The following is a 21,990-nucleotide window of genomic DNA, read 5'->3' on the forward strand; positions in this document are numbered from 1 at the left end:
ATCAATGCTTCAAATACGAATAAATGGCCACCGGCTGGATCTTAATCCACAGCAAACTATTGTGCTGGAACGCTACAATCCGATTTTTGATTTTGATGTAGTGCGTGGATCCAAGGTTCTGGACTTCATGGTCCCTTTCAGTACGGTGAATGACCGGATTTTTGGCTACGCCCGGTTGCCTCAGGTACGATTTACAAATGAGGTTTTTTTCTGCGAAAAGTATGAAGGATCCGAGCTCCTGGAACGTGGCTACGTCTATCTTTTGGGAGTTTCCGAAACCGGATACTCCATTTCGTACAGTCAAAATCTGGGTGAAATATTCGGAGATTACCAGCGAACGCCACTCAATCAAATTGATTTGGGGGAGGAATCAATTCCGGAAGAATTCACAGCGTCCGCAAATCACCTTACTGATGCTTACTGTTTGCCGGTCATCTCTAATCCGGCATTTTATGGTACCACCCTCCCACCCGATTTTGCTGGCACTATAAATACTTATGAAACTGGCTCATATTTGGCCAATACTCCGAAAGTCCCGATGCTATTTTTGCGGTGGGTCTTCAAACAGATTGAGATTCTATGCAATTTCAAGATCAAGGGTCAGTTCGTGGATGATCCGGTCATGCAGCGCCTGATTCTGGTCAATACTTTCTCATTGGATTCTGCAACGGTTATTAATTACAGCAATCACCTTCCGGAGCTGACGATTCCTGACCTTTTGAAAGAGCTGCGGAAGCTCTTTAACCTGGCTTTGTTTTTCGATGTACGAAACAGGATCCTGACGATTCAGTATGTAGACAACTTGATTCAACAGGAGCCAATATTAGACTGGTCTCGAAAGTTTGCACCGGTGGCCACGCGCGCACCAGAAAGCGCCCGGCGCCTGGAACTGGACTGGGAAGTCGATAGTAATGACGGACGAATGAAAGTGCGGCCGGAAGATTTTCAGCTGTATCAATCGGCTGGCGACTCAGCACTTTTTGCCATTAAATCCAAATTCAGTACCCTCGACCCGGACCCGATCAGCGGCCGGCCGACCATGGAGCAGCCGGGGATCAGCCCCATCAACAACCAAATGAACAACAAGTTTGCGCCCCGGCTCCTATTCTGGAAGGGAGTCATTGAAGGTGAGCCAACGGCTGGAAACGCAGAAGGCGAGTACCGACTTGCCTGGCACGGTTCTTCAAATTTGGCAACAACCTTTTGGTCGGAATATGAAAGTTTCCGGGCCCGGACAGATCGGCGACTGCTCTACGGTGATCTGACGTCATCAGATGTGGCCAGGATCGATCTGCATCGAACGGCTGGCGAACCCATGAAGGTCTATATTCAAGGCAGAAATTATCTCATCGGGGCGCAGCGGATTGGGCTGCCCCTGCGGGGGCTTTCGGAGGTGGAGCTTTGGGGGGTGTAGATTAACAAAAATAATTGATTTTATGCCCGTTACGAAAACCGTAACGGGCATAAAATTTAAACTAAAACTGCATCTCAGCATCTACGCTTTCATCTGTAATTTCCGCATAATGCTTGACAAACTCCGTAGACGTGTGTCCCAGGAGCGTAGCCACTGTTTCATACCTCATTCGGAGTACATTCAGGCAATAATTTGCAAAAGTCTTTCGAGCGATCTTTGTGCTTAGGTAAACATTAAGTCCTACATAGGCGCCGATAGTTTTGATTACAAGATTTCGTTTGGCATTATTACGGGTTGGCAGACCTTCTAACCCTCCATACTTCTGAAGTATTGCCACCGCAATTGGGTGGAGTGGCATCGAATAACGCTTATCCTTTTTGCCTCCAACGGACTTTACCCGATAACCCGTAAGCCACAAACGACCATTTCGTTCCTCGATTGTGAATTCTTTATTGGTATAATCGGTATGATGCTGACCGGTGTAGCAACAAAAGACAAAAGCATCACGCTCCGTTTCAAGCAACTCTTTGGTATTTTCCCGAAGGGGTAAATTGGAAAAATCAAACTGTATCAATTTTGCTACTTGCTCTTGGGTAAGGTGAGTTGTATCATAAGTAGTATCTTTTTTGAGTGGAATTTTTTCGAGTGGATTCTTTTCAATTACACCTTTGGCATCAGCATATTTAACGAGCGTTTTGAGAAGTTGAGCATTCTTTACGGCATAATTGGTGCTGTACTGATTCTTGAGCCATCGTAAGAAGCGAAGAAAAACTTCATCAGAGATGTCTTCTACCAATGGGTCCGATTGACCAATTTCCTTGAAAAATCGCATTATGTTGTTTTTATACTTCCGGTCTGCTTTCTCTGAATTTTCAGATACCACTTGAATAGTTTTTTTCTCCTGTATATATCTTTCAAAAAGCTCTGATAAATTTTGAAGGCTCTTAGCACCAAAGACGAGTGACACGAGCTTGCGAGCAGTGATTGATTCTTCATCTCTACGCAATTCAAGATACGCTGCATCAAAATCTTGCTTAACCTGGGTGAGTCGGGCATTAGAAATTTGACTGGATTCATTATTTGGTGTAACTCGTTGTCTCTTAGAGTCCCAGTCTTTTTTTTGGATCCTTATTGCCAGTGACTTTTCAGGAGCACGTACCCCATTGACCGTCACACGGCAATAAATGGCCCCCATACTCTTGTCACGCTTTGAGGTACGAAGGCGGAAAAGGATTTCCATCCGATAGTGTTTTTTTAGTAGTCATTTGAGCAAAATGTTTGGTTTATGTAGTCAATAGTAACCAAACTAAACTTAAAAACGTAGGTGTACCCGCAAAAAAAAAGGTGTACCCGAATGGGTACACCTTACACCACCTAACGTGGAAAAAACGGTCTTTCTGCTCATTTAGCAGGTATTCTGTGGTCTCGTAGGGATTCGAACCCCAAACCTCCTGATCCGTAGTCAGGTGCTCTATCCAATTGAGCTACGAAACCTTCCGTGTTGAATCGGACTGCAAAAATAGGGGATGAGTTGTGTTTTACCAAATACTAATCCCTACTATTTTGAAAAAAGTTGCAGTTTTTTTTAGATCCCCTGATAGTCAGGCTTTCTTTTTTGCAAAAAAGCCATAATTCCTTCACCCGCATCCTTAGTTTCGCTGAGTCGGTCCTGTTCTACGGCTTCCAGATTGAGCATTGTTTCCAAATCTGAGGCCATCGAACGGTTCATGGCAAGTTTCATCGCACCAATTGCCTGCGTGGGTGCCTGCCGGTAGTAGGCTACGCTTTCGGCCACAGCGGCGTCAAGTTCGGCAGCCGATACTGCTCGGTGAATTAACCCCAGCTGTGCGGCCTCTGCGGCATAGACCCGACGCCCGGTTGAGGCTATTTCAAACGCCCGGCTCATACCGATCAGACGAGGCAGGAAAAAAGTCGAGCCGGCATCGGGCATCAGGCCAATATTGACAAAAATCTGACTTAAATACGCTTCTTCGGACGCAATCACGAGGTCGCAGGCCAGCGCCAGCGAACAACCCGCACCAGCCGCCAGGCCGTTGAGTCGGCACAATACCGGTTTGGGAAGGTTGCGCAAGGCCAAAATCATAGGATTATAGCGGCTCCGCAGAGCATCGCCCAGGCTCGTTGCCTCGCCCATACCGGCTTTCAGGTCGGCACCGGAGCAAAATGCCTTGTCGCCCGCCCCGGTCAGCACCACCACCCGAACGGTAGAATCCTGCCCGGCCGCAAGTACAGCCGTGGTGATATCCTGGATTAGGCCCGGGCTCAGCGCATTGTGTACCTGTGGGCGATTCAGGAGAAGAGTTGCTACGCCATCACTGACGGTATATTTTATATTTTCGTACATAATGCCTGGTTTTTTGCGAGAAAAAAATTGGGTGAAATCCTTAAAAGAAAAGAAGTATACCTGCTATACTGACAACAAGTCCTACGCCCAGCCCCGCACCAATTTGCCCGGGCGTGTGGGCATTCAGGCGCAGACGTGCGCTCATGAGCAACCCCGTGAGCAGTACCGCTACGAGCAACGGATAAAACAGCGCCGCGTCGCCGAAGCGCGTCAGGATTCCTCCCAATGCGCCCAAACAGCCCCCCATTCCGGTAGCGTGGGCGCTGATTTTCCAGCTCAAACTAACCAGAGCGACTACCCCCAAAGAGAAAGTTATGCAACCCAGCACGACCGCAATTTGGGGTGCCAGCTCACTAATTGGCTGAAATCGCCAGCCGAAAAGGTAGGTACTCAGCGTGTAAATCAGCAAGGTGGCCAGGTACGGCAGGCGGCGATCTTTGAGTGTTTCGAGATGAAGACTTTCGATGTATCCGAGCCGGTAAAAATAAAAAACCAGCAGTGAGGGAGCCAAGAACGTATTCAGAAAAAGGAGAAGCAGTAGGCTCATTTGAGCAGGAAAGCCCAAAGCACTGACGCCCAAAAGCTCCGGTACTAACAGGATGAGTGTTCCAAATAAATAGGTCGGAAGAAGTAGCGGATGCAGCAAAACCGATAAGACGGTAGCAAGACGGGTGTTCAAATGATCGGGTACTTTTTAGATTTCAGACCATAAAATTAATCCGAATTGCCAACAAGACCAACGAACACCACTATATCTCTGCAAAAGGTTCAAATTTGTTTTCGTAAACGAGCGACCGGAATGTTGAGCTGCTCGCGGTACTTGGCTACCGTACGGCGGGCAATATTGTAGCCTTTTTCATTCAAAAGCTTTTCCAGTTTATCATCCGAAAACGGCTTCCGTTTGGGCTCATGATCAATCAGTTCCTTCAAAATAGTTTTAACTTCCCGGCTGCTGACGTCCTCGCCCGAGTCGGTTGCAATGCCTTCCGAAAAGAAGTATTTGAGAGGATATAAGCCAAATTCCGTTTGCACGCACTTGCTGCTTGCCACGCGCGACACCGTTGACACGTCCATATCGATGATTGTCGCAATGTCTTTCAATATCATCGGGCGCAGTTTGCCTTCATCTCCTTCCCGAAAAAACTCATACTGATAGTTCAAAATCGCCGTCATTGTGCGCATCAGCGTGGCTTGCCGCTGCTTGATGGCATCAATAAACCATTTGGCCGAGTCCAGTTTCTGTTTTACGAAAGTTGCCGTTTCGCGTACATTTTTATTGGTTTTATCACTCTTGGAATACGTATCAAGCATCTCGGCGAAGGAACGATTCACCCGCAGTTCGGGGGCATTGCGGGAATTAAGACTGACTTCCAGCCGTCCGTTGTTATTGATCAGAATAAAATCAGGAGTTAAGTAGTGCGAGCGGTCGTCGTCTCCCTCAACTGAGCCGGGTTTGGGGTTCAGGCGTGTAATGAGCGTGAGCACATCGAAGGCTTCCTGTTGGCTCATGCCCAGCCTTTTCTGAATTTTTTCGTAATGTTTTTTAGAAAATTCTTCAAAATAATGCTCAATCACCTGCAACGCCAGCTGAACGATGAGATCAGACTGATTTTTTCGGCGCAACTGCAATAGCAGACATTCCTGCAAATTACTTGCTCCAATCCCGGCCGGTTCGAGGCTTTGGATCTTTTTCAAGACGCATTTGAGCTCCGTTTCAGTAGTATATACTCCCTGCGTAAAGGCGAGGTCGCTCACAATTGATTTGAGCGGTCGGCGCAGGTAGCCGTCATTTTCAATACTCCCTAACAGGTGCAGACCGAGCATTCGCTCCTGTTCCTGCAAATTCATGAATCCAAACTGCTGATAAAGGCTATCGTGCAGGGTCAGACGGGTAGCCACCGGAAACTCCCGATCTTCTTCGTTGCCAAAGGCACCGTCGCCGTACATTTTATAGCCGCCCAGTTCATCATGATTGATATAACTTTCCAGCTCCAATTCCTCATGCGAATGTTCTCCAAATTCCCCGTCATCGCCTCTTTCATCGTCATATTCCGATGCAGTATTCTCTTCCTGTCCTTCTTCAAGGGCAGGATTTACCTCCATTTCTTCTTTGATCCGGGTATCTAGCTCGGCCGTAGGAATCTGCAATAGCTTTATAAACTGAATCTGCTGAGGAGACAGTTTTTGCAGGAGTCCCTGATTAATGATCAGCTTTTGCATGAATTAGTAGTTGTTGGTCATACGCATTTTTAGGTGTTCGTCCACTTTCCTTCCCCTCAATATCCTTTTTCCTAGTTAAGAGCCTTATCAATAGCTATGCCAATTTAGACTATAATGTTATAAATAAGTATTAAAAAAAATTAAAAAGTATACATTTTATTGACAATCAATGAATTAAATAACTAAATTTTTTAAATAAATAGGGAGATCTAGTCTTCAATCAACCTAAAGCACTTCGTACGATTCCCGGCGATAGCCGTAGGTTTTCGGCATGTAATTCGTAATTTTGCGCCCTGATTAATTGAAAAAAGTATACGTATGGGTCCTGTACAGATCAAACAGATTTTACAAAGCACCGAAATCGGTCAAACCGTTGAAGTCAAAGCGTGGGTACGCACCAAGCGCGAAAGCAAGAATGCCATTTTTATAGCGCTCAACGACGGCTCCACGATTCATAATTTACAGGCCGTCGCCGAACCCGGTCAACTGCCCGACGACACCCTCCGCCTCATCACCACGGGATCCTGCCTGCGAATCGAAGGAACACTCGTAGCCTCTCAGGGCTCCGGTCAGGCAGTAGAGGTAAAAATTGAGCATGTGCAGGTCTATGGCACAGCCGACCCGGACGAATATCCGCTGCAACCCAAAAAACATTCGCTCGAATTTTTACGGGAAATTGCTCACCTGCGCCCCCGAACCAACACGTTCAGCGCTATTTTGAGGGTGCGGCATGCCCTCGCTTTTGCGGTGCATAAATACTATAACGACAACGGATTCTTTTATCTGCATACGCCAATCATTACGGCTTCTGACGCCGAAGGCGCCGGGGAAATGTTCCGCGTTACAACGCTGGATATGAACAAACCACCCCGTACGGAAGACGGCGCAATTGACTACAAGGAAGATTTCTTTGGTCGCGAAACCAACCTCACCGTTTCAGGACAGCTTGAAGGAGAACTTGGGGCAATGGCCCTTTCCAAAATCTATACGTTTGGTCCGACGTTTCGTGCCGAAAATTCAAATACGACCCGCCACCTCGCTGAATTTTGGATGATTGAGCCCGAAATGGCCTTTTTTGAGCTGAAAGACAACATGGATCTGGCCGAAGATTTTGTCAAATCGGTTATTTCTACGGCACTCGAACAATGCGCTGATGACCTGGCTTTTTTACAAAATCGCCTGGCAGAAGAAGAAAAAAACAAGCCTCAGAACGAACGTTCCATGCCTTTGCTGGAAAAGTTAAAATTTGTGGTTGAAAATCCGTTTGAGCGCCTGACCTACACAGAAGCAATTGATATTCTGGTTAAATCAAAACCACATAAAGAGAAGAAGTTTCAGTATCACGTCGAATGGGGCATTGACCTCCAAAGCGAACACGAGCGTTATTTGGTAGAAAAGCATTTTAAAAAACCAGTAATTCTGACCAACTACCCCCGTGCGATCAAGGCATTTTACATGAAACTCGACGAAGATGGCAAAACCGTACGTGCCATGGACGTGCTGTTTCCCGGAATCGGCGAAATCATTGGCGGCAGTCAGCGGGAAGAAAATTATGACATTTTGCTCGAACGCGTGCAGGAAGTGGGCATTGAGCCCGAAAGCCTGTGGTGGTACCTCGAAACCCGCAAATTTGGCACGGCTCCGCACGCTGGTTTTGGCCTCGGTTTTGAGCGTCTCGTGCAGTTTGTGACGGGCATGGGCAACATCCGCGACGTAATTCCTTTCCCACGTTTCCCTAAAAGCGCTGAATTTTAATCGTAGTCCGCATGTTTGCAACACTCCTTATTTTTTTACTGATGGTACCGGGTTTTGTGGTGGTTGGCGTATACCTTGAACGCAAGGTATCGGCTTTCATTCAGGACCGGATGGGACCTATGGAGGTAGGAAAATGGGGATTGTTGCAGCTGATTGCTGATCTTCTCAAACTATTACAAAAAGAAGATATTGTACCCAAAGCCGCCGACAAATGGCTGTTTCTGGCGGCGCCTTTCGTGATTTTTGCGGCCGTTTTTGCGGCCTATGCCGTGTTGCCGCTTGCCCCCGGCCTGAGCGGTTCGGGTGCTGCGGTTGGTGTTTTTTACCTGCTCACGATTTTGTCGGTCGATGTCATCGGAATCCTGATGGCGGGCTGGGGCTCCAATAATAAATATTCACTTTTTGGCGCAATGCGCTCGGTGGCGCAGATTGTTTCCTACGAAATTCCGTTGGGACTGGCCATTTTGTGCGTCGTGATGCTATCCCAAACCCTTGATTTACAGGAAATCAGTTTTCAGCAAGGCATTTATTCTCCTGACCCTATCTATCTTTTTGGATTACGCGACCTGGGCATTGATGTGACACAAACGGGTGGAGTTTTATCCTGGAATATTGTTCGCAATCCATTTCTTTTACTGGCATACGTTGTTTTTTTTATTGCCTCACTCGCCGAATGCAACCGGGCTCCTTTTGATTTGCCCGAGGGCGAATCGGAGCTCGTGGGTGGCTTTCATACCGAATATTCCGGCATGCGCTACGCCCTGCTGATGCTGTCCGAATATGGCATGATGCTGCTGGTTTCACTGTTGGGCGCTATTCTGTTTTTGGGCAGCTGGAACACTCCCTTTCCAAATATCGGAGCTATTCGCCTGGCCGATTGGACAAGCGGCGAGCCGGGTACCTGGATGGGCTATTTGTCGGGTGCGTTCTGGCTTCTGACCAAAGCGTTACTGGCAGTGCTGGTACAGATGTGGGTGCGCTGGACACTCCCGCGACTGCGCGTAGACCAACTGATGTATCTGGGCTGGAAAGTACTCACGCCCGTCGGGTTGGTGCTGTTCTTCGTCTCGGGTGTCTGGCGATTGCTGGGTGTTTAAACAACATGCTGTACGCTTTCTAACTTTCTTTTGCACAAAATGCACCGTTCACTGGTTATAGGAAAGTACCATATGCTCTTTTGAAACCAAAATCACCAAATCGTTCGTCATGAAAACATTCTCCTTCTTTGTTCTGCTGTTGCTGAGCAGCCTGAGTTTTTCGGCCTCAGCCCAAAAAAATGCAAATCCACCCGCCGATGGCTTCAACCTCAGTGGGTCTGACGCCAAAGCCGTAGCCCTGGCTGATGACGTAATGGAAGCGCTCGGCGGGCGTAAAAATTGGGATAAAACCCGGTTCATTACCTGGAATTTTTTCGGAAACCGTCGCCTCACCTGGGATAAATGGACGGGCGATGTGCGCATTGATTATCTCAAAACCGATCAGATCACGCTGGTGAATATTAATACAAAAGCAGGAAAAGTGATGAAAAACGGACAGGAATTGACTCAACCCGATTCCGTGGCGAAGTATCTCAGCCAAGGCCACAGCGCCTGGATCAACGATGCATATTGGCTGGTGATGCCCTATAAATTAAAAGACTCGGGTGTTACGCTGAAATACGTAGGTCCAGAAAAAACCGAAGACGGAGCCGATGCCGAAAAAATTCAACTGACTTTTGAGCGTGTGGGCGATACTCCCCAAAATAAATACCACGTCTGGATTAGTCCGGAATCGAATTTGGTAACTCAGTGGGCTTATTTTGCGAAGGCTGACAGTGAAAAACCAAATTTTGTTTTGCCCTGGAAAAACTATAAACAGCACGGAAAAATCATGCTTTCCGGAGATCGTGGGCAGCGTCAACTGACGGATATTCAGGTGTTCAGCAAGTTGCCGTCTACTGTTTTTACTTCTTTTGAAAAACCTTCTCTTAACTAATCAGGTATTATAAGAGCTGTTTGCTGCTAGGCTATTAGATGTTAGTTTTGACAAAATACTGATTTAAAGATAGTTACCTGTATTTTTAAAGAACAAATTGTAAACTAACTTTGCCTCCTGATTACTTATTTTATACATATTTGTATACTAATGTTTGACTAACATCCATGACTACTGATTCACTTACTAGTACCTCTCCTGCTTTGCACACGTCCATTGGAAAAACGGGGGTTTTGATTGTCAATTTAGGTACACCCGATAGCCCCAATACGCCGGATGTCCGCAAGTATCTGCGTGAATTTCTGATGGATGGTCGGGTAATCGACATTCCATTTATTCCGCGATGGATGCTCGTTAACCTAATTATTGCTCCTTTTCGCGCCCCAAAGTCGGCCAAAATCTATAAAGAACTGTGGACCGAAGATGGCTCACCTCTAAAGACCTACGGCTATTCGGTTGAAAAAATGCTTCAGCAAATGCTGGGCGATCAATATGTAGTCAAATTGGCGATGCGGTATCAGAGTCCGGGTATCGAGGACGGCCTGAAAGAGTTTCAGCAAATGGGGCTTTCGTCGCTGACGGTTATCCCATTTTTTCCGCAGTATGCCTCGGCCACCACGGGTTCGGTGTATGAAGAGGTGATGCGCGTCCTAAAAGGCTGGCAGATTATGCCCGAACTACGGTTTGTAAATCGGTTCCTGGATCACCCTAAATTTATTGAAGGATTTGCACGTCCGGCCAGAAAATACATGGCTGAGCATACCTACGACCACTTTTTGTTTAGCTACCACGGTGTTCCCGAGCGTCAGATCAGAAAAGGCGATCCTACCAAGGCACAGTGTAAATTGGGTAGCTGCTGCGATACGCTCAACCAACACAATCAGTTTTGTTACCGGGCACAGTGCTTCGAAACTACCCGTTTGCTCGTCAAAGCGCTTGACCTGAAAGAAGGTACGTACACGACCTGTTTTCAGTCGCGGCTGGGAAGCGATCCCTGGATTAAGCCATACTCAGACGATGTAATCAAGGATTTGGCCAAACGCGGCGTCAAAAGCGTACTGGCGTTTTCGCCTGCGTTTGTGTCTGACTGCCTCGAAACAACCATTGAAGTGGGCGATGAATACCGCGAATTATTTGAAGAAAACGGCGGTGAACACTGGCAATTGGTCGAAAGCCTGAACGATAGTCAGCTTTGGGTAGAAGTACTTGCCGATCTTGTTCAGAAGAACTGACGTATCAATCGGCTCGGCGGCTGGCACTGTTTTTATACTTTCTGTTGGAAACGTACCAACAGAAAGTTCTTTTTTTTAACCTAACTTATTTCTTGTGAAAATAGCCTTAATTTCAACCTCACCCCGTAAAGAAAGCAGTTCACTAAAAGTAGCCCGATATTTACAGACACAATTTCCTGAATCAAAAGCAGAAGACATACAACTGGTTGATTTTGAAGAAATTGATATCCCGATGGTTGGTCGGGGCAGTTTGGATAAAAATCAATTGACCCCATTTCAGGAACGATTACTTAGCACCTGGGGAAAAGCAGATCTCGTCATTTTTACGATTCCCGAATACAACTGGATCACAAGCGGAGAGCTCATCAATGCGCTGCATCAGGTAAGCGGCAAGCCTTTTGCAGAGCTTTTTCAAAACAAAGTGTTCGGCCTTGTGGGTGTGTCCTCGGGCCGGGGTGGACGCCGTCCCTGCCTGGAAATCAACGTAGTACTAAATAAGCTGATTAGTTTTCAGAATCAATATTCGGTTATTTCTCCAAAAATATATGAATCGCACGACACGGGTAAAAACCTGGACGAAAACGGGAAATCAACCGGAAACGAGATTTACGAAAAAGGTATAGCTGATTTTGTCAACTATACCCTTGGAATTGCCAAAAAATGGCACGGAATTCAATAAATCTGAGGCAGGAATTTACCCCAAAATAACTTCTTTTTTATACAAATCGGCGAGCGTAGCCACGGCGTAGTCAACCTCTGCGCGGGTATTGTATTTTCCAAAAGAAAATCGAACATTGCCCCGCTCAGGAGCGACGTTCAGGGCACCCAACACGTGCGAGCCAACGTCTGAACCGCTCGAACAGGCACTTCCGCCTGAAACCGAAATTCCGGCAATATCAAGGTTAAACAGCAGCATATCATTGAGTTCGGACGGAGGAAGGCTCACGCTTAGTACTGTATACAGACTTTGGTCGGCAGTAGTCGAAAGACCATTGAAACGAACATCCGGAATGGAAGCCCGCAACTGCCCGATCATGTATTGTTTGAGTTCCTGAATATGTTGTTGGTGCTGATCCATGTCGCGGTAGGCAATTTCGAGCGCCCGCGCCATGCCCACAATGCCGTACACGTTTTCGGTTCCGCCGCGCATGTTCCGTTCCTGCGAGCCGCCGTGTACAAAAGGCATGATGCGCATACCCGGACGAACGTAAAGAAAACCCACCCCTTTGGGGCCGTGAAATTTGTGGGCCGCTCCCACCAGAAAATGCGTTTTAAGTTCCTGCACGTTGTGACGGTAGTGGCCCATTGTCTGTACCGTATCGCTGTGAAAAATAGCGTTGTACGTTTCACAAAGCTCCCCTACTGCCTGTAAATCAAGCAAATTTCCGATTTCATTATTCCCGTGCATGAGCGATACCAACGAGCGGGGTTTGGTCCGTAGCAATTCTTCGAGGTGTTCCAGATCGACGCAACCGTCCGCATCAAGCCTAACCATACTTAGCTCAATGTGTCCGAGTTTCTGCAAATGTTCGAGGGTATGCAGCACGGCATGATGCTCCACCGGCGACGTAATGGCGTGCGTAAGTCCGAAGGTATCAATGCTGCACCGAATGGCCGTATTGTCCGCTTCGGTCCCACCCGAAGTGAAGAATATTTCGGCAGGCGCTGCGCCTAGCAGTCCGGCAATGGACTTACGGGCCCGCTCAATAGCCGACCGGACCGTACGCCCATGTCCATGAATAGACGACGGGTTTCCGAAGTTGTCGGTCAAAAGGGGCATCATGGCATCCAGAACTTCGGGATCCAGGCGGGTAGTTGCGGCATTGTCGAAATATACTTTCACGGGTGTATCTGTTATTTGGAATAAACGAATCTGTGCCTTTTTGGATTCAGCAACAGATCATTAACTTAAAAAAATACAAATATACGGGAAAGATCAAAAAGGGGCCGGACGGAAAGCAAAAAAAGCATGTGCAGGAATTAGCTGCACATGCTTTTTGGTATTTTTCTACTTCAAAAAATAGATTCAGGAAGCTTCGGAAATAGCTTCTTTAATATCCGAAATAATTTTATTGGCCAGATTATCAGCCGTAGCATAGGTTTCTGACTCCGAATAAATTCGAATAATCGGCTCCGTATTGGACTTCCGCAAGTGTACCCACTCCTTATCAAACTCGATCCGAACACCGTCGATCGTATTGATAGGCTGCCGGGAATAGCGATTTTTGATTTTTTCCAAAATCAAATCCACATTTACATCGGGTGTTAATTCTATTTTATTTTTAGAAATATTGTATTTCGGATACGTGGAACGCAAAAACGAAACAGACTTTCCAAATTTGGCCAGGTGCGTCAGAAATAGCGCTATGCCCACGAGCGCATCGCGGCCATAGTGCAACTCGGGATAAATGACGCCGCCGTTTCCTTCACCACCAATCACCGCCTGCTGCTCTTTCATCAGCGTTACTACGTTTACTTCACCAACAGCTGCGGCAAAATAGCTTCCACCGGCTTTTTCGGTAATATCCCGCAGAGCAATCGTGGACGAAAGGTTAGACACGGTATTTCCCACCTTATTTTTCAGAATATAATCAGCTACCGCCACCAGCGTATACTCTTCGCCAAAAGGAGTTCCATCTTCACAGATCAGCGCCAAACGGTCTACGTCCGGGTCAACGACTATTCCTAAATGGAAAGATCCGTTTTTCATTTCCCGGCGAATATCCCGCAGGTGTTCAGGCAGCGGCTCCGGATTGTGGGCAAAGTTTCCGGTAGGCTCGCAGTTCAGTTTCAGAATATTTTCAGTATTAACCCCAAGCGCTTCGAGCAACATCGGCACCGCAATGCCTCCGGTAGAATTGACGGCATCGACAACAATTTTAAAGTTTGCCGCAGCTACCGCCTCCCGGTCTACCAGGGGCAAAGCCAGAATTTGTTCAATATGCCAGGCCAGATAGCAATCGTCGGTGCGGTAGCTTCCGAGTTTTTTTACCTCTACAAAGTCAAAATCTTCGGTATCGGCAAGGCGCAGAATTTCTGCCCCTTCTTCTCCTGAAATAAATTCTCCCAGATGATTAAGCAATTTTAGCGCGTTCCATTGAATAGGATTATGGCTTGCGGTCAGGATAATCCCGCCCGCGGCCTTCTCAGCCGGAACGGCCATTTCTACGGTAGGCGTGGTCGACAGCCCCAGATCAATTACGTCCCAGCCGACGCCCTGCAAGGTCGCTGACACCAGCCGACTGACCATGTCGCCAGACAGGCGGGCGTCACGGCCCAGCACAATTGTCGTGCCTTCGGGCTGTGTGCGGCGCAGCCAGGTAGCATAGGCAGCGGCAAATTTCACAACATCAATTGGAGTAAGGGATTCACCAGGTTTTCCACCAATAATTCCCCTAATTCCGGAAATAGATTTAATAAGCGTCACAGATTCGATTGCATTAGTGAAGAGACAAAAATAGGCATTTTCTCAGGGTCTTTTTTTAAGAAATCCCATCAACTTCTTCAATCTCTACGTAAGTGGTTAGAAAGGAAGAGGCTGACCCTCGAAAAGAGCCCATCACAGGTGCAAGCTGATCGTAGTCTGCCGAGGCCGCCAGGCAAATGTGGTTGTTGATCATTGCCCGGCCTTCGGTAGGATCAAAGCCGCGCCAGCCCGCACCGGGCAGATACACTTCTACCCATGCGTGCAGCTCGTGCGCCTGCGTCGGATTGCCGTAGAGGTAGCCACTCACAAAACGGGCGGCTATCCCCAAACTTCGGCAGACGGTGATAAACAAACTTGAAAAATCGCGGCAGGAGCCACTAAGCGCACGGAGGGTTTCGTCGGGAGGAAAAGCCCGGCCTTCGGTACGCTGCTGATAGCTGAATGTTTGGTTGATGTAGCGGCTTAGTTCGGTCATGAAGGGAACCGTGGCCCACTGCACACTTGCGGCAATTTGTCGGGCAAACTGCTCTAGGTAGGGGGTAAGTTCCTGTCGGCCCAAATAAGGCGCCAAATATCTGCTTTGGCGCTCCGAATAGCGGAAGGGAATATTCTTTGCTTCGAAAGGATACAGTACAAAATCAAATACGTTGAAAGCATCGGAGCGAAGCGTCATGTTTGCTTCTACGCTGAGCCGCTGCGTAGTATCGGCAAAATAGGCGACCTGCTGAACGTTCCCTTCGGCATCTACGTTCCGAACGACTTTTGAAGGCAAAGGATTGATTATGAGCGAATAATCCAAAACCCTTTGATGAGGATAGGACTTAGGATACAGGTAAAGCAAATGCGGATCCAGCGCGACGGGCTTGTCATATTCATAGGTCAGCAAATGCTTTACGTGTAGATTCATGACGGTTCGAGTGATTTGGAAAAAACAGGCTCCATCCATTCAACGGGGAGTTTCTGTACAGAATTTTTGAGCAACGCGCTCCATTGTTTGGCTATATAATCCAGATCGTCTTTTTCAAATCGATGTTCCAGGATGCGAAAAGTATCCTTTTCATAAATTGTTACATCAATCGGATAATCTACGTCGTTGGAACTAACTCTTGTGGAATCAAACGAAAGAAATCCAATTTTGAGCGCATCCTGCATGCTCGAATCGTAGCGCAAACTGCGGTACAACAGTGGCTTGCCATAGCCGGAATTCCCAATGATAAAAAAGGGAGACCCGGGTCCTACTTCCACCCAATTCCCCTCCGGGTACAGCAAAAAGAGCTTGTGCTCCTCGTCGTTTTCGAGCTGTCCGCCCACGATAGAAAACAGGTTAAACGCAAGCCCGGCCTCCGTCAGGGACGAACGATCTTCTTCGGCCACCCGGCGCACCTGAGCGCCAAAGGCGTTTACAGCCTTGTAAAGTTTATTGAAGCTTGAATCCTGCTCCTCCAATACCTCTTTAAAATACGTAATCGCTTTGTCACGCACCGACCGCAAGCCGGATGTCATGATAAACATCGAGTGCTTTTCGAGCTGATGCACCGATACTTTTTTATTGGTAGATACTTCCGTGCCGGAGGTAAGGCGTGTATCGGCAATTGCGACTAAGCCCGAGGCTACTTTGATACCAAGGCAATAGGTCATAATTTGAAATGCTAAAAAAGGGCTACAAAAAAACTAACTGTCAGAAGAGCCTGAACGATTGGCGGTTCAGACCGCTGTTAAGATCCACATAGTATTTTCTAACTATGAGTTTCTAAACTGCGAAGGTACAGAAAAGTTTTGGTCAGTTGAGCCTGTATGCCTGGAATTGCCCACTGCTTTGGCTCTGCTGCTGTCCTCTTCCCTGCGTTTGCATCTGAATGGGCTTTGCGTCAAAATACATATTAAAAATTGCATTATCTACCTCATTGTTAAGTTGTTGAAAATGATCGAGGTAGTGATGAAGTCCGGTTTTGAAAATATCTTCAATGTCCGTAAAATCTATTTCGGTACGTAGTTTGCTGATTTCTTTTTCGGCTGCATTGGTGAAGCCCCGCTCGGGAGTAGAACCCGCAATGGCAAAAAGCGAAAGCTCCGCCTGCCGCACGCAGTACGCAATCGAGCGCGGAAATAACTTATCCAAAATCAAAAAGGCTACGATGTTCATCGGCGTCAGCGCGGCGTGTGTCTGACGATACATATTATAGGCGCTCACCGATTTTAGTACGGCCGTCCACATCATTAGATCAAGCGTTGAGCCTACGGAGCCGTTGTCCTGCAATAGCGTAAAGTATTTTACATCCAAAAAGCGCGACGACTTGTCGGCGCGTTCGATATGCCGCCCCAAACGTCCAAAGTGCCAGGCCTCGTTGCGGGTAATCGTAGAGTCTACAACCCCATGAAACAGCTGACACCTGCGTTTGATTTCGGCAAAAAACTCCTGCATCAAATCCAGGTTACGGAAATTATCGGGGGAGGTTTCGCGGAGCATCAGGTAAAAACTATTGATACTCTCCCACATTTCTTTCGAGATCGTTTCGCGAATCGTACGGGCATTTTCGCGCGCTTCATACAGACAACTCACAATCGAATTTGGATTGCGCTTGTCAAATGTCATAAAATAGATAACGTCTTCCCGGGTTGCTTTTTCATAAAATTCATAAAACAGAAAATTGTCAGCCGTGGCGGTAAGAAGGGGCTCCCACTGCTCGTCCACGTCGGGAGGCAGGTCCAGGGCCATATTAAAATTCACTCCCACAAAACGGGCGTAGTTTTCTACCCGCTCCATGTAGCGGTTCATCCAGTAAATTGAGTTTGCAACGCGGCTCAGCATAGTACTTAAAGATTTGTAATTTTCGAATATGCTCAAAATTTCTAAAAATAGTATTCTGAAAAAACAAAATACTATTCGGTCTTTATAAAAAAATAGAAAATATTTTACCTGAATAAATAAATTACATAATATTCAAAAAATAGTGCAAACACAGAACTAACCTGCCTTCGGCACAGCCCGAAATAGGGAAGCCGTTTCCTAAGTTTCTGAATCTACGCCTTTCAAAGGAATTGGAATGTAAACAAAATTTCTATTTTTGACTAAATTTTTCGGTATTCATTAAACCCTTTCGCACACTGTGACACACAAAGAAAAATTTATTGAAGCTATTCAAAAGTCGTATAGCACTACCCTGCCGGGCATTCATCTCGGCTCAGGAATACTTGATGGCGAGGTTGTAACTGACGCCCGCGTGACCATCCCGCTGCGGATGATGAACCGCCACGGGCTCATTGCGGGTGCCACAGGTTCTGGTAAAACCCGTACGTTGCAGGTCCTCGCCGAGCAACTCTCCGACGCCGGAGTGCCTGTATTTATGTCCGACATCAAAGGTGATTTGTCAGGAATGGCGCAGGCCGGTACTACCAACGCCCGCCTTGAAGAACGCGCCACAGCCCTTGGCATGAGTTTCAAACCGGACGCTTTTCCCATTGAACTTTACTCCCTGAGCGGGAATCTTGGCGCGCAGATGCGGGCTACAATTCTGGAATTTGGCCCGGCGCTGTTAGCTAAAATTCTGGATCTGAACGATACTCAATCGGGTGTTTTGTCTATTTTATTTAAATATGCCGATGATAAGCAGCTCCCAATGATTGATCTGAACGATCTGAAAAAGGTGTTGGCGTATCTGTCAGAAGGTGCAGGAGCCGCCGAAATCAAGGCTGACTACGGAAGTATTTCATCAGCTTCTGCGGGTACAATTCTCCGGAAAATTGTGGCCGTCGAGCAGCAGGGTATGGCAAGTATTTTCGGTGAAAAATCGTTTGACATTGATGATCTGATTAATCGTGTGGACGGTCGTGGGGTCATAAGCCTGCTCAACGTGTCGGACGTTCAGGACAAGCCGGCACTCTTTTCTACCTTCATGCTCAGCCTGTTGGCCGAATTGTACCAAACCCTTCCCGAAGCCGGCGACCTGGACAAACCCAAGCTTGTATTTTTTCTGGATGAAGCACATTTGCTCTTTAACGATGCCCCCAAGGCATTTATGGAACAAATTGAAAAAGTGGTGCGACTCATTCGTTCCAAGGGTGTGGGAATTTTCTTTTGTACGCAAATGGCGCAGGATATTCCCGACAGCGTACTATCGCAACTTGGAAATAGGGTACAGCATGTCCTGCGTGCCTTTACTCCCAAAGACGCCGAAGGGCTCAAAAAGACGGTAAAAACGTATCCCCGTTCTGACTTTTACGAAATAGATCAGGTACTGACCACCCTCGGAATCGGGCAGGCGCTCATCACGGTGCTGAACGAAAAAGGGATTCCTACCGAAGTAGCTGCCACGCACCTCGTTCCGCCGCGCTCCATCATGGGACCGCTTACCACAAGCGACTACGAGCAGCACGTGCGGGCATCGGATGTGTACAAAAAATATAAAGACCCTATTGATCCGGAAAGTGCCTACGAAATTCTGAGCCGTCGCATGGAAGAAACCGCCCGCGCGCAGCAACAGGCCGAAGAAGCCAAAGCCGCCGCCAAGGCAGCGCCCCGCAAAGCAGCCGTTCGGGAAGAAAAAGGGATGTTTGAAGAAGCACTTGCGTCGCCCCTCGCCAAGCAAATCGGACGGGAAGTGGTACGGGGCGTATTCGGGATGCTATTCGGAAAGTCCACTACCTCACGAAGCAAGAAATCGGGCGGGCTTTTTGGGTTTTAAATAAAAAGAGCTGTTAGCGATTAGCTTCTTAGCTTTTAGTATATTCAATCAATTGATTATCATACAATTGATTGCTTGCAGCAGTAATCATGATTGCCCGATTGCTAACTTATTTACAGAAAAAAGCGTCGTTTCGCCTTGCTTGAAACGACGCTTTTTCCGTAAAAATCCTGGCTATATTTTATAAACTTCCCCGAACGAGTTTTGCCCCGTCACACATCGCTTTCAGTTTGAGCCGGGTAGCCCAGCGAGCAGTTTGGCTCAGCCCACAGTCGGGCGCTACGGCCAGTTTTTCGGCAGGCACAAAAGGAAGTACTTTCCGGATTCGTTCTTCCACATCTGCCGGGGTTTCGATGTAGTAGCTTTTCACATCAATTACGCCAACGGCCACGTCAAACCGTTCGGCAAAGCGTTCGAGCAAATGTACTTCGGCAAAATTCAGGATGGCCATTTCTGAATGCAGCTCATCCACAGTCATATCCATAAAATCGGGCAACATGGGCGCAATCGTTTTTTTACCTACCGAACGCCCTTTGTAATTACCAAAACACAGGTGCATCGACAAACGGGTGCGGCCCACTCCGGGTGCAACGGTGCGGTTAAAAATATCAACAAACCGCTTGGTATCCTCGCGGTACGCATAACAACTCATGGAAGGTTCGTCGATACAGATTTCGGGACACCCCAGCGCTACCAATGCTTCAATTTCGCGGCTTACGAGCGGCAGCAGCGCTTCGGTCACTTCCCAGCGATCTTTGTAAAAAGTCCCAGGATTGAGCCTTCCGGCCAGCGTATACGGCCCCGGAATCGACATTTTGACGCGTTGGCCTTCGGGCGCCAGTCGTTTCAGGCGGAGGTATTCTTCCACCACACCCAGTCCTTTGGGCGCGGATAGAAGCGACACAATGCTGTTTTTGCCGCGCTGATCATGCGCCGGCGGACCAAATACCCGGGTTTCGGAAGCGTCATTTTGAATGCCTTCAATAAACCCATAAAACGAAAGATTAAAATCAAGACGGGTTTGTTCTCCGTCCGTAATCACATCGAGGCCAGCCGTTACCTGATCATGAATAGCCGCAACCACGGCATCATCTATCATTTCGGACAGATCCGAGGGACCCAGTTTGTCCAGATGTCCACTCGCAAATTCGAGCCATCCTGGAAATGGCATTGAGCCCACAACGGTAGTTTTGACAGGTATTGGTTGCATAAATATCTTTCTTATAAAGAGTTAGAAAAAAAACAGCAGCGTACTACTTTCCAACGTGCTGATACAACCGGGCAAGGCGGTGCGCATGTTCGTCGTAGGCGGCTTCAAAAAGCTCAACGGCTTTTTCGGCCCCCACCACCACCCCGGCACTGAGTACCTTGGGAGGCTGTCCGGCTTCGGTAAGTAGTCGGGCTACCTCTACTTTCAAACAGTTGATGAGCAACGCGCCGCCCACGGTACTGCCGGGCGCTACGGGCGTATCGAGGCCCGGCACCCGCACCATGGCATCGCCCACGGGCGCGCCTGTATCCAGAATACAATCCGCAAAATCGCTTAATTTTTTACCGTCGGTTCGTTTGGAGGTACTTTGTTCGGAGTGTTCTCGCGTAAGCAGGGCGACTACTTTTATCCCTTTCTGCTGAAACAATTCGGCCATTTCGATCGGCACCACATTGCAGCCGCTCGACGAAACGATGAGGGCCGTGTCCTGCTCCGAAAGATCAAAATTACGCAGGATGCGTTCGGCAAGTCCGGGTACATTTTCCAGAAACATAGCCTGCCGCTGTCCGTTCGCACCCACCACGAGGTTATGAAACGTAAGCGACAATTCCACGATGGGATTAAAGCCCGGAAAAGAACCGTAGCGCGGCCACATTTCTTCCACCATGATGCGGCTGTGTCCGCTCCCAAATACGTGGACCATTCGTCCGGCCAAAATCGTATCGGCAAACCAGCCGGCTGCCTCACGAATCGTTGCCGATTGTTGTTCAACCACCCGAATAATCGTACTGCATTTGGTAAGGTAGTCTTGAATTACATCCATACGATTTTTTTACAAAATAGCTAATTCAGTTAAAATAGAACGGGTAATGCTCTTGCGGGCAGTGCCAAAATTATCTTTTCGGGCGGCGTCAGGCTGATATAAACGGGTGGCAAAAAAATAGACATTCCCTTTGGTTTCTATATAGCCCACATACCAGCCGGTGTGCGTAGGTTTCGTATCGGCCCAGCCGGTTTTGGCGCGCAACACATAGGTGTCTGTTTTTTCTTCAATCATCAGCTCCTTGCCGATTTGGTAAGTTCGCGGACTTAATGGAAAGGTTTCAAGATGTAGTTTTTTCAAAAAATCCAGTTGATTTTTGGGAGATATACGCAGGCTCTCGCCCAGCCAAAAGGTCGTCAGACCACTGCTGATATCCTGATTGCCGTAGTCGAATTTTTTCAGAAAATCCGTATACTTTTTCTCTCCGATGCGCCGGGCCATTTCCTGATAAAACCAGACCGTCGAATTCTTGTAAGCCTGCACCATGTCATGATCTTTCTCCCAGGTTTTGAGCCACTTGGCCGTTCCGTCCCAGGGCAGCACCTCGTATTGGTCGCGCACCACTTTTGTTTCGAGGGCAATCAGCGAATTGGGAATTTTGAACGTAGAAGCCGGTGAAGTTAATTTTTCAAAATCATTCAAATTCGTCGTATAGTAGGTATTTTTTTGAAGATCATACAGAGTAAAACTGCCCATAAACCCGGCCTGCTCAAAAAAACGGTCAAACGCAGCCGGAAGTTTTTCCTGCGCCCATGCCGGAAAAGTAAGGAGCAGTAAGCTCAGGTAAGCACCAATACGGAGTATCATTTTTAGTAAACTTATTAGTAAGTAAAGAGCCAGGAAACGCAGAAATCTACCGTAGGTTTTGACCACACCTTTCTACAAAAA

General features: G+C 47.6%; 19 protein-coding genes and 1 tRNA gene. 7 read left to right on the forward strand and 13 right to left on the reverse strand.

The window, feature by feature from the left end; translation table 11 throughout:
• Positions 1-4 precede the first annotated feature (4 nt).
• Positions 5-1,414 (forward strand): hypothetical protein, encoded by a 1,410-nt coding sequence (locus EZE20_RS16205; protein ID WP_132119565.1) that lies wholly within the window; start codon positions 5-7, stop codon positions 1,412-1,414.
• A gap of 61 nt (positions 1,415-1,475) precedes the next feature.
• Here EZE20_RS16205 and EZE20_RS16210 read toward each other — a convergent pair whose 3' ends face one another.
• The 5 genes from EZE20_RS16210 to rpoN all read right to left on the reverse strand — a co-directional run bounded on the left by EZE20_RS16210 (position 1,476) and on the right by rpoN (position 5,999).
• Complete coding sequence (locus EZE20_RS16210) at positions 1,476-2,654, reverse strand: site-specific integrase (RefSeq protein WP_132119567.1); 1,179 nt, start codon at positions 2,652-2,654, stop codon at positions 1,476-1,478.
• Positions 2,655-2,834: 180 nt separating this feature from the next.
• Positions 2,835-2,908, reverse strand: a tRNA-Arg gene (locus EZE20_RS16215).
• Between the two features lie 91 nt (positions 2,909-2,999).
• Positions 3,000-3,779 (reverse strand): enoyl-CoA hydratase/isomerase family protein, encoded by a 780-nt coding sequence (locus tag EZE20_RS16220; RefSeq protein ID WP_132119569.1) that lies wholly within the window; start codon positions 3,777-3,779, stop codon positions 3,000-3,002.
• 40 nt (positions 3,780-3,819) lie between these two features.
• Entirely contained in the window at positions 3,820-4,458 is a 639-nt protein-coding gene (locus EZE20_RS16225) for a hypothetical protein (protein WP_132119571.1), read from the reverse strand.
• Between the two features lie 89 nt (positions 4,459-4,547).
• Positions 4,548-5,999 (reverse strand): RNA polymerase factor sigma-54, encoded by a 1,452-nt coding sequence (gene rpoN / locus EZE20_RS16230; protein WP_132119573.1) that lies wholly within the window; start codon positions 5,997-5,999, stop codon positions 4,548-4,550.
• A 318-nt stretch (positions 6,000-6,317) separates the two neighbouring features.
• Here rpoN and asnS point away from each other — a divergent pair, with 318 nt between their 5' ends.
• The 5 genes from asnS to EZE20_RS16255 all read left to right on the forward strand — a co-directional run bounded on the left by asnS (position 6,318) and on the right by EZE20_RS16255 (position 11,639).
• The gene (asnS, locus tag EZE20_RS16235) at positions 6,318-7,754 is read left to right on the forward strand and encodes an asparagine--tRNA ligase (protein WP_132119575.1); all 1,437 of its coding nucleotides are present in this window, start codon (positions 6,318-6,320) and stop codon (positions 7,752-7,754) included.
• 11 nt (positions 7,755-7,765) lie between these two features.
• Positions 7,766-8,851: a complex I subunit 1/NuoH family protein gene (locus EZE20_RS16240; protein ID WP_132119577.1), complete on the forward strand. Its 1,086-nt coding sequence runs from the start codon at positions 7,766-7,768 to the stop codon at positions 8,849-8,851.
• Between the two features lie 109 nt (positions 8,852-8,960).
• Positions 8,961-9,728, forward strand: coding sequence for a hypothetical protein (locus EZE20_RS16245; RefSeq protein ID WP_132119579.1), 768 nt, complete (start codon positions 8,961-8,963; stop codon positions 9,726-9,728).
• 167 nt (positions 9,729-9,895) lie between these two features.
• Complete coding sequence (gene hemH, locus EZE20_RS16250) at positions 9,896-10,960, forward strand: ferrochelatase (RefSeq protein ID WP_132119581.1); 1,065 nt, start codon at positions 9,896-9,898, stop codon at positions 10,958-10,960.
• A 94-nt stretch (positions 10,961-11,054) separates the two neighbouring features.
• Entirely contained in the window at positions 11,055-11,639 is a 585-nt protein-coding gene (locus EZE20_RS16255) for an NADPH-dependent FMN reductase (RefSeq protein WP_132119583.1), read from the forward strand.
• Between the two features lie 15 nt (positions 11,640-11,654).
• On the opposite strand, the gene EZE20_RS16260 is transcribed toward EZE20_RS16255, so the two are convergent.
• The 5 genes from EZE20_RS16260 to EZE20_RS16280 all read right to left on the reverse strand — a co-directional run bounded on the left by EZE20_RS16260 (position 11,655) and on the right by EZE20_RS16280 (position 17,196).
• Complete coding sequence (locus EZE20_RS16260) at positions 11,655-12,803, reverse strand: cysteine desulfurase family protein (protein ID WP_132119585.1); 1,149 nt, start codon at positions 12,801-12,803, stop codon at positions 11,655-11,657.
• A gap of 183 nt (positions 12,804-12,986) precedes the next feature.
• Positions 12,987-14,387 carry a phosphoglucosamine mutase gene (gene glmM / locus EZE20_RS16265; protein ID WP_132119587.1) on the reverse strand — a complete coding sequence of 467 codons (1,401 nt, stop codon included), beginning with the start codon at positions 14,385-14,387 and terminating at the stop codon, positions 12,987-12,989.
• Positions 14,388-14,442: 55 nt separating this feature from the next.
• A complete protein-coding gene (locus tag EZE20_RS16270; protein WP_132119589.1) occupies positions 14,443-15,294 on the reverse strand; it encodes a transglutaminase family protein in 852 nt (283 codons plus the stop codon).
• Entirely contained in the window at positions 15,291-16,025 is a 735-nt protein-coding gene (locus EZE20_RS16275) for a peptidase (protein WP_132119591.1), read from the reverse strand. Before EZE20_RS16275 ends, EZE20_RS16270 begins: the two co-directional genes overlap by 4 nt.
• Positions 16,026-16,167: 142 nt before the next feature.
• On the reverse strand, positions 16,168-17,196 hold the full coding sequence (locus tag EZE20_RS16280) for an alpha-E domain-containing protein (RefSeq protein WP_132119593.1): 1,029 nt from the start codon (positions 17,194-17,196) through the stop codon (positions 16,168-16,170).
• 298 nt (positions 17,197-17,494) lie between these two features.
• Between EZE20_RS16280 and EZE20_RS16285 the strand changes: the two genes are divergently transcribed.
• Positions 17,495-19,069: a helicase HerA-like domain-containing protein gene (locus tag EZE20_RS16285; RefSeq protein ID WP_132119595.1), complete on the forward strand. Its 1,575-nt coding sequence runs from the start codon at positions 17,495-17,497 to the stop codon at positions 19,067-19,069.
• Between the two features lie 181 nt (positions 19,070-19,250).
• Here the strand turns inward: EZE20_RS16285 and EZE20_RS16290 are convergent, their stop codons facing one another.
• The 3 genes from EZE20_RS16290 to blaOXA are packed head-to-tail and all read right to left on the reverse strand — an operon-like array spanning position 19,251 to position 21,909.
• Complete coding sequence (locus tag EZE20_RS16290) at positions 19,251-20,279, reverse strand: methionine synthase (protein ID WP_132119597.1); 1,029 nt, start codon at positions 20,277-20,279, stop codon at positions 19,251-19,253.
• A gap of 43 nt (positions 20,280-20,322) precedes the next feature.
• Positions 20,323-21,102 (reverse strand): sugar isomerase domain-containing protein, encoded by a 780-nt coding sequence (locus EZE20_RS16295; RefSeq protein WP_132119599.1) that lies wholly within the window; start codon positions 21,100-21,102, stop codon positions 20,323-20,325.
• Between the two features lie 9 nt (positions 21,103-21,111).
• Complete coding sequence (gene blaOXA, locus EZE20_RS16300) at positions 21,112-21,909, reverse strand: class D beta-lactamase (RefSeq protein ID WP_132119601.1); 798 nt, start codon at positions 21,907-21,909, stop codon at positions 21,112-21,114.
• Positions 21,910-21,990 lie beyond the last annotated feature (81 nt).

Source organism: Arundinibacter roseus (genome assembly GCF_004348825.1).
In the GTDB taxonomy this organism is placed as follows: domain Bacteria; phylum Bacteroidota; class Bacteroidia; order Cytophagales; family Spirosomataceae; genus Arundinibacter; species Arundinibacter roseus.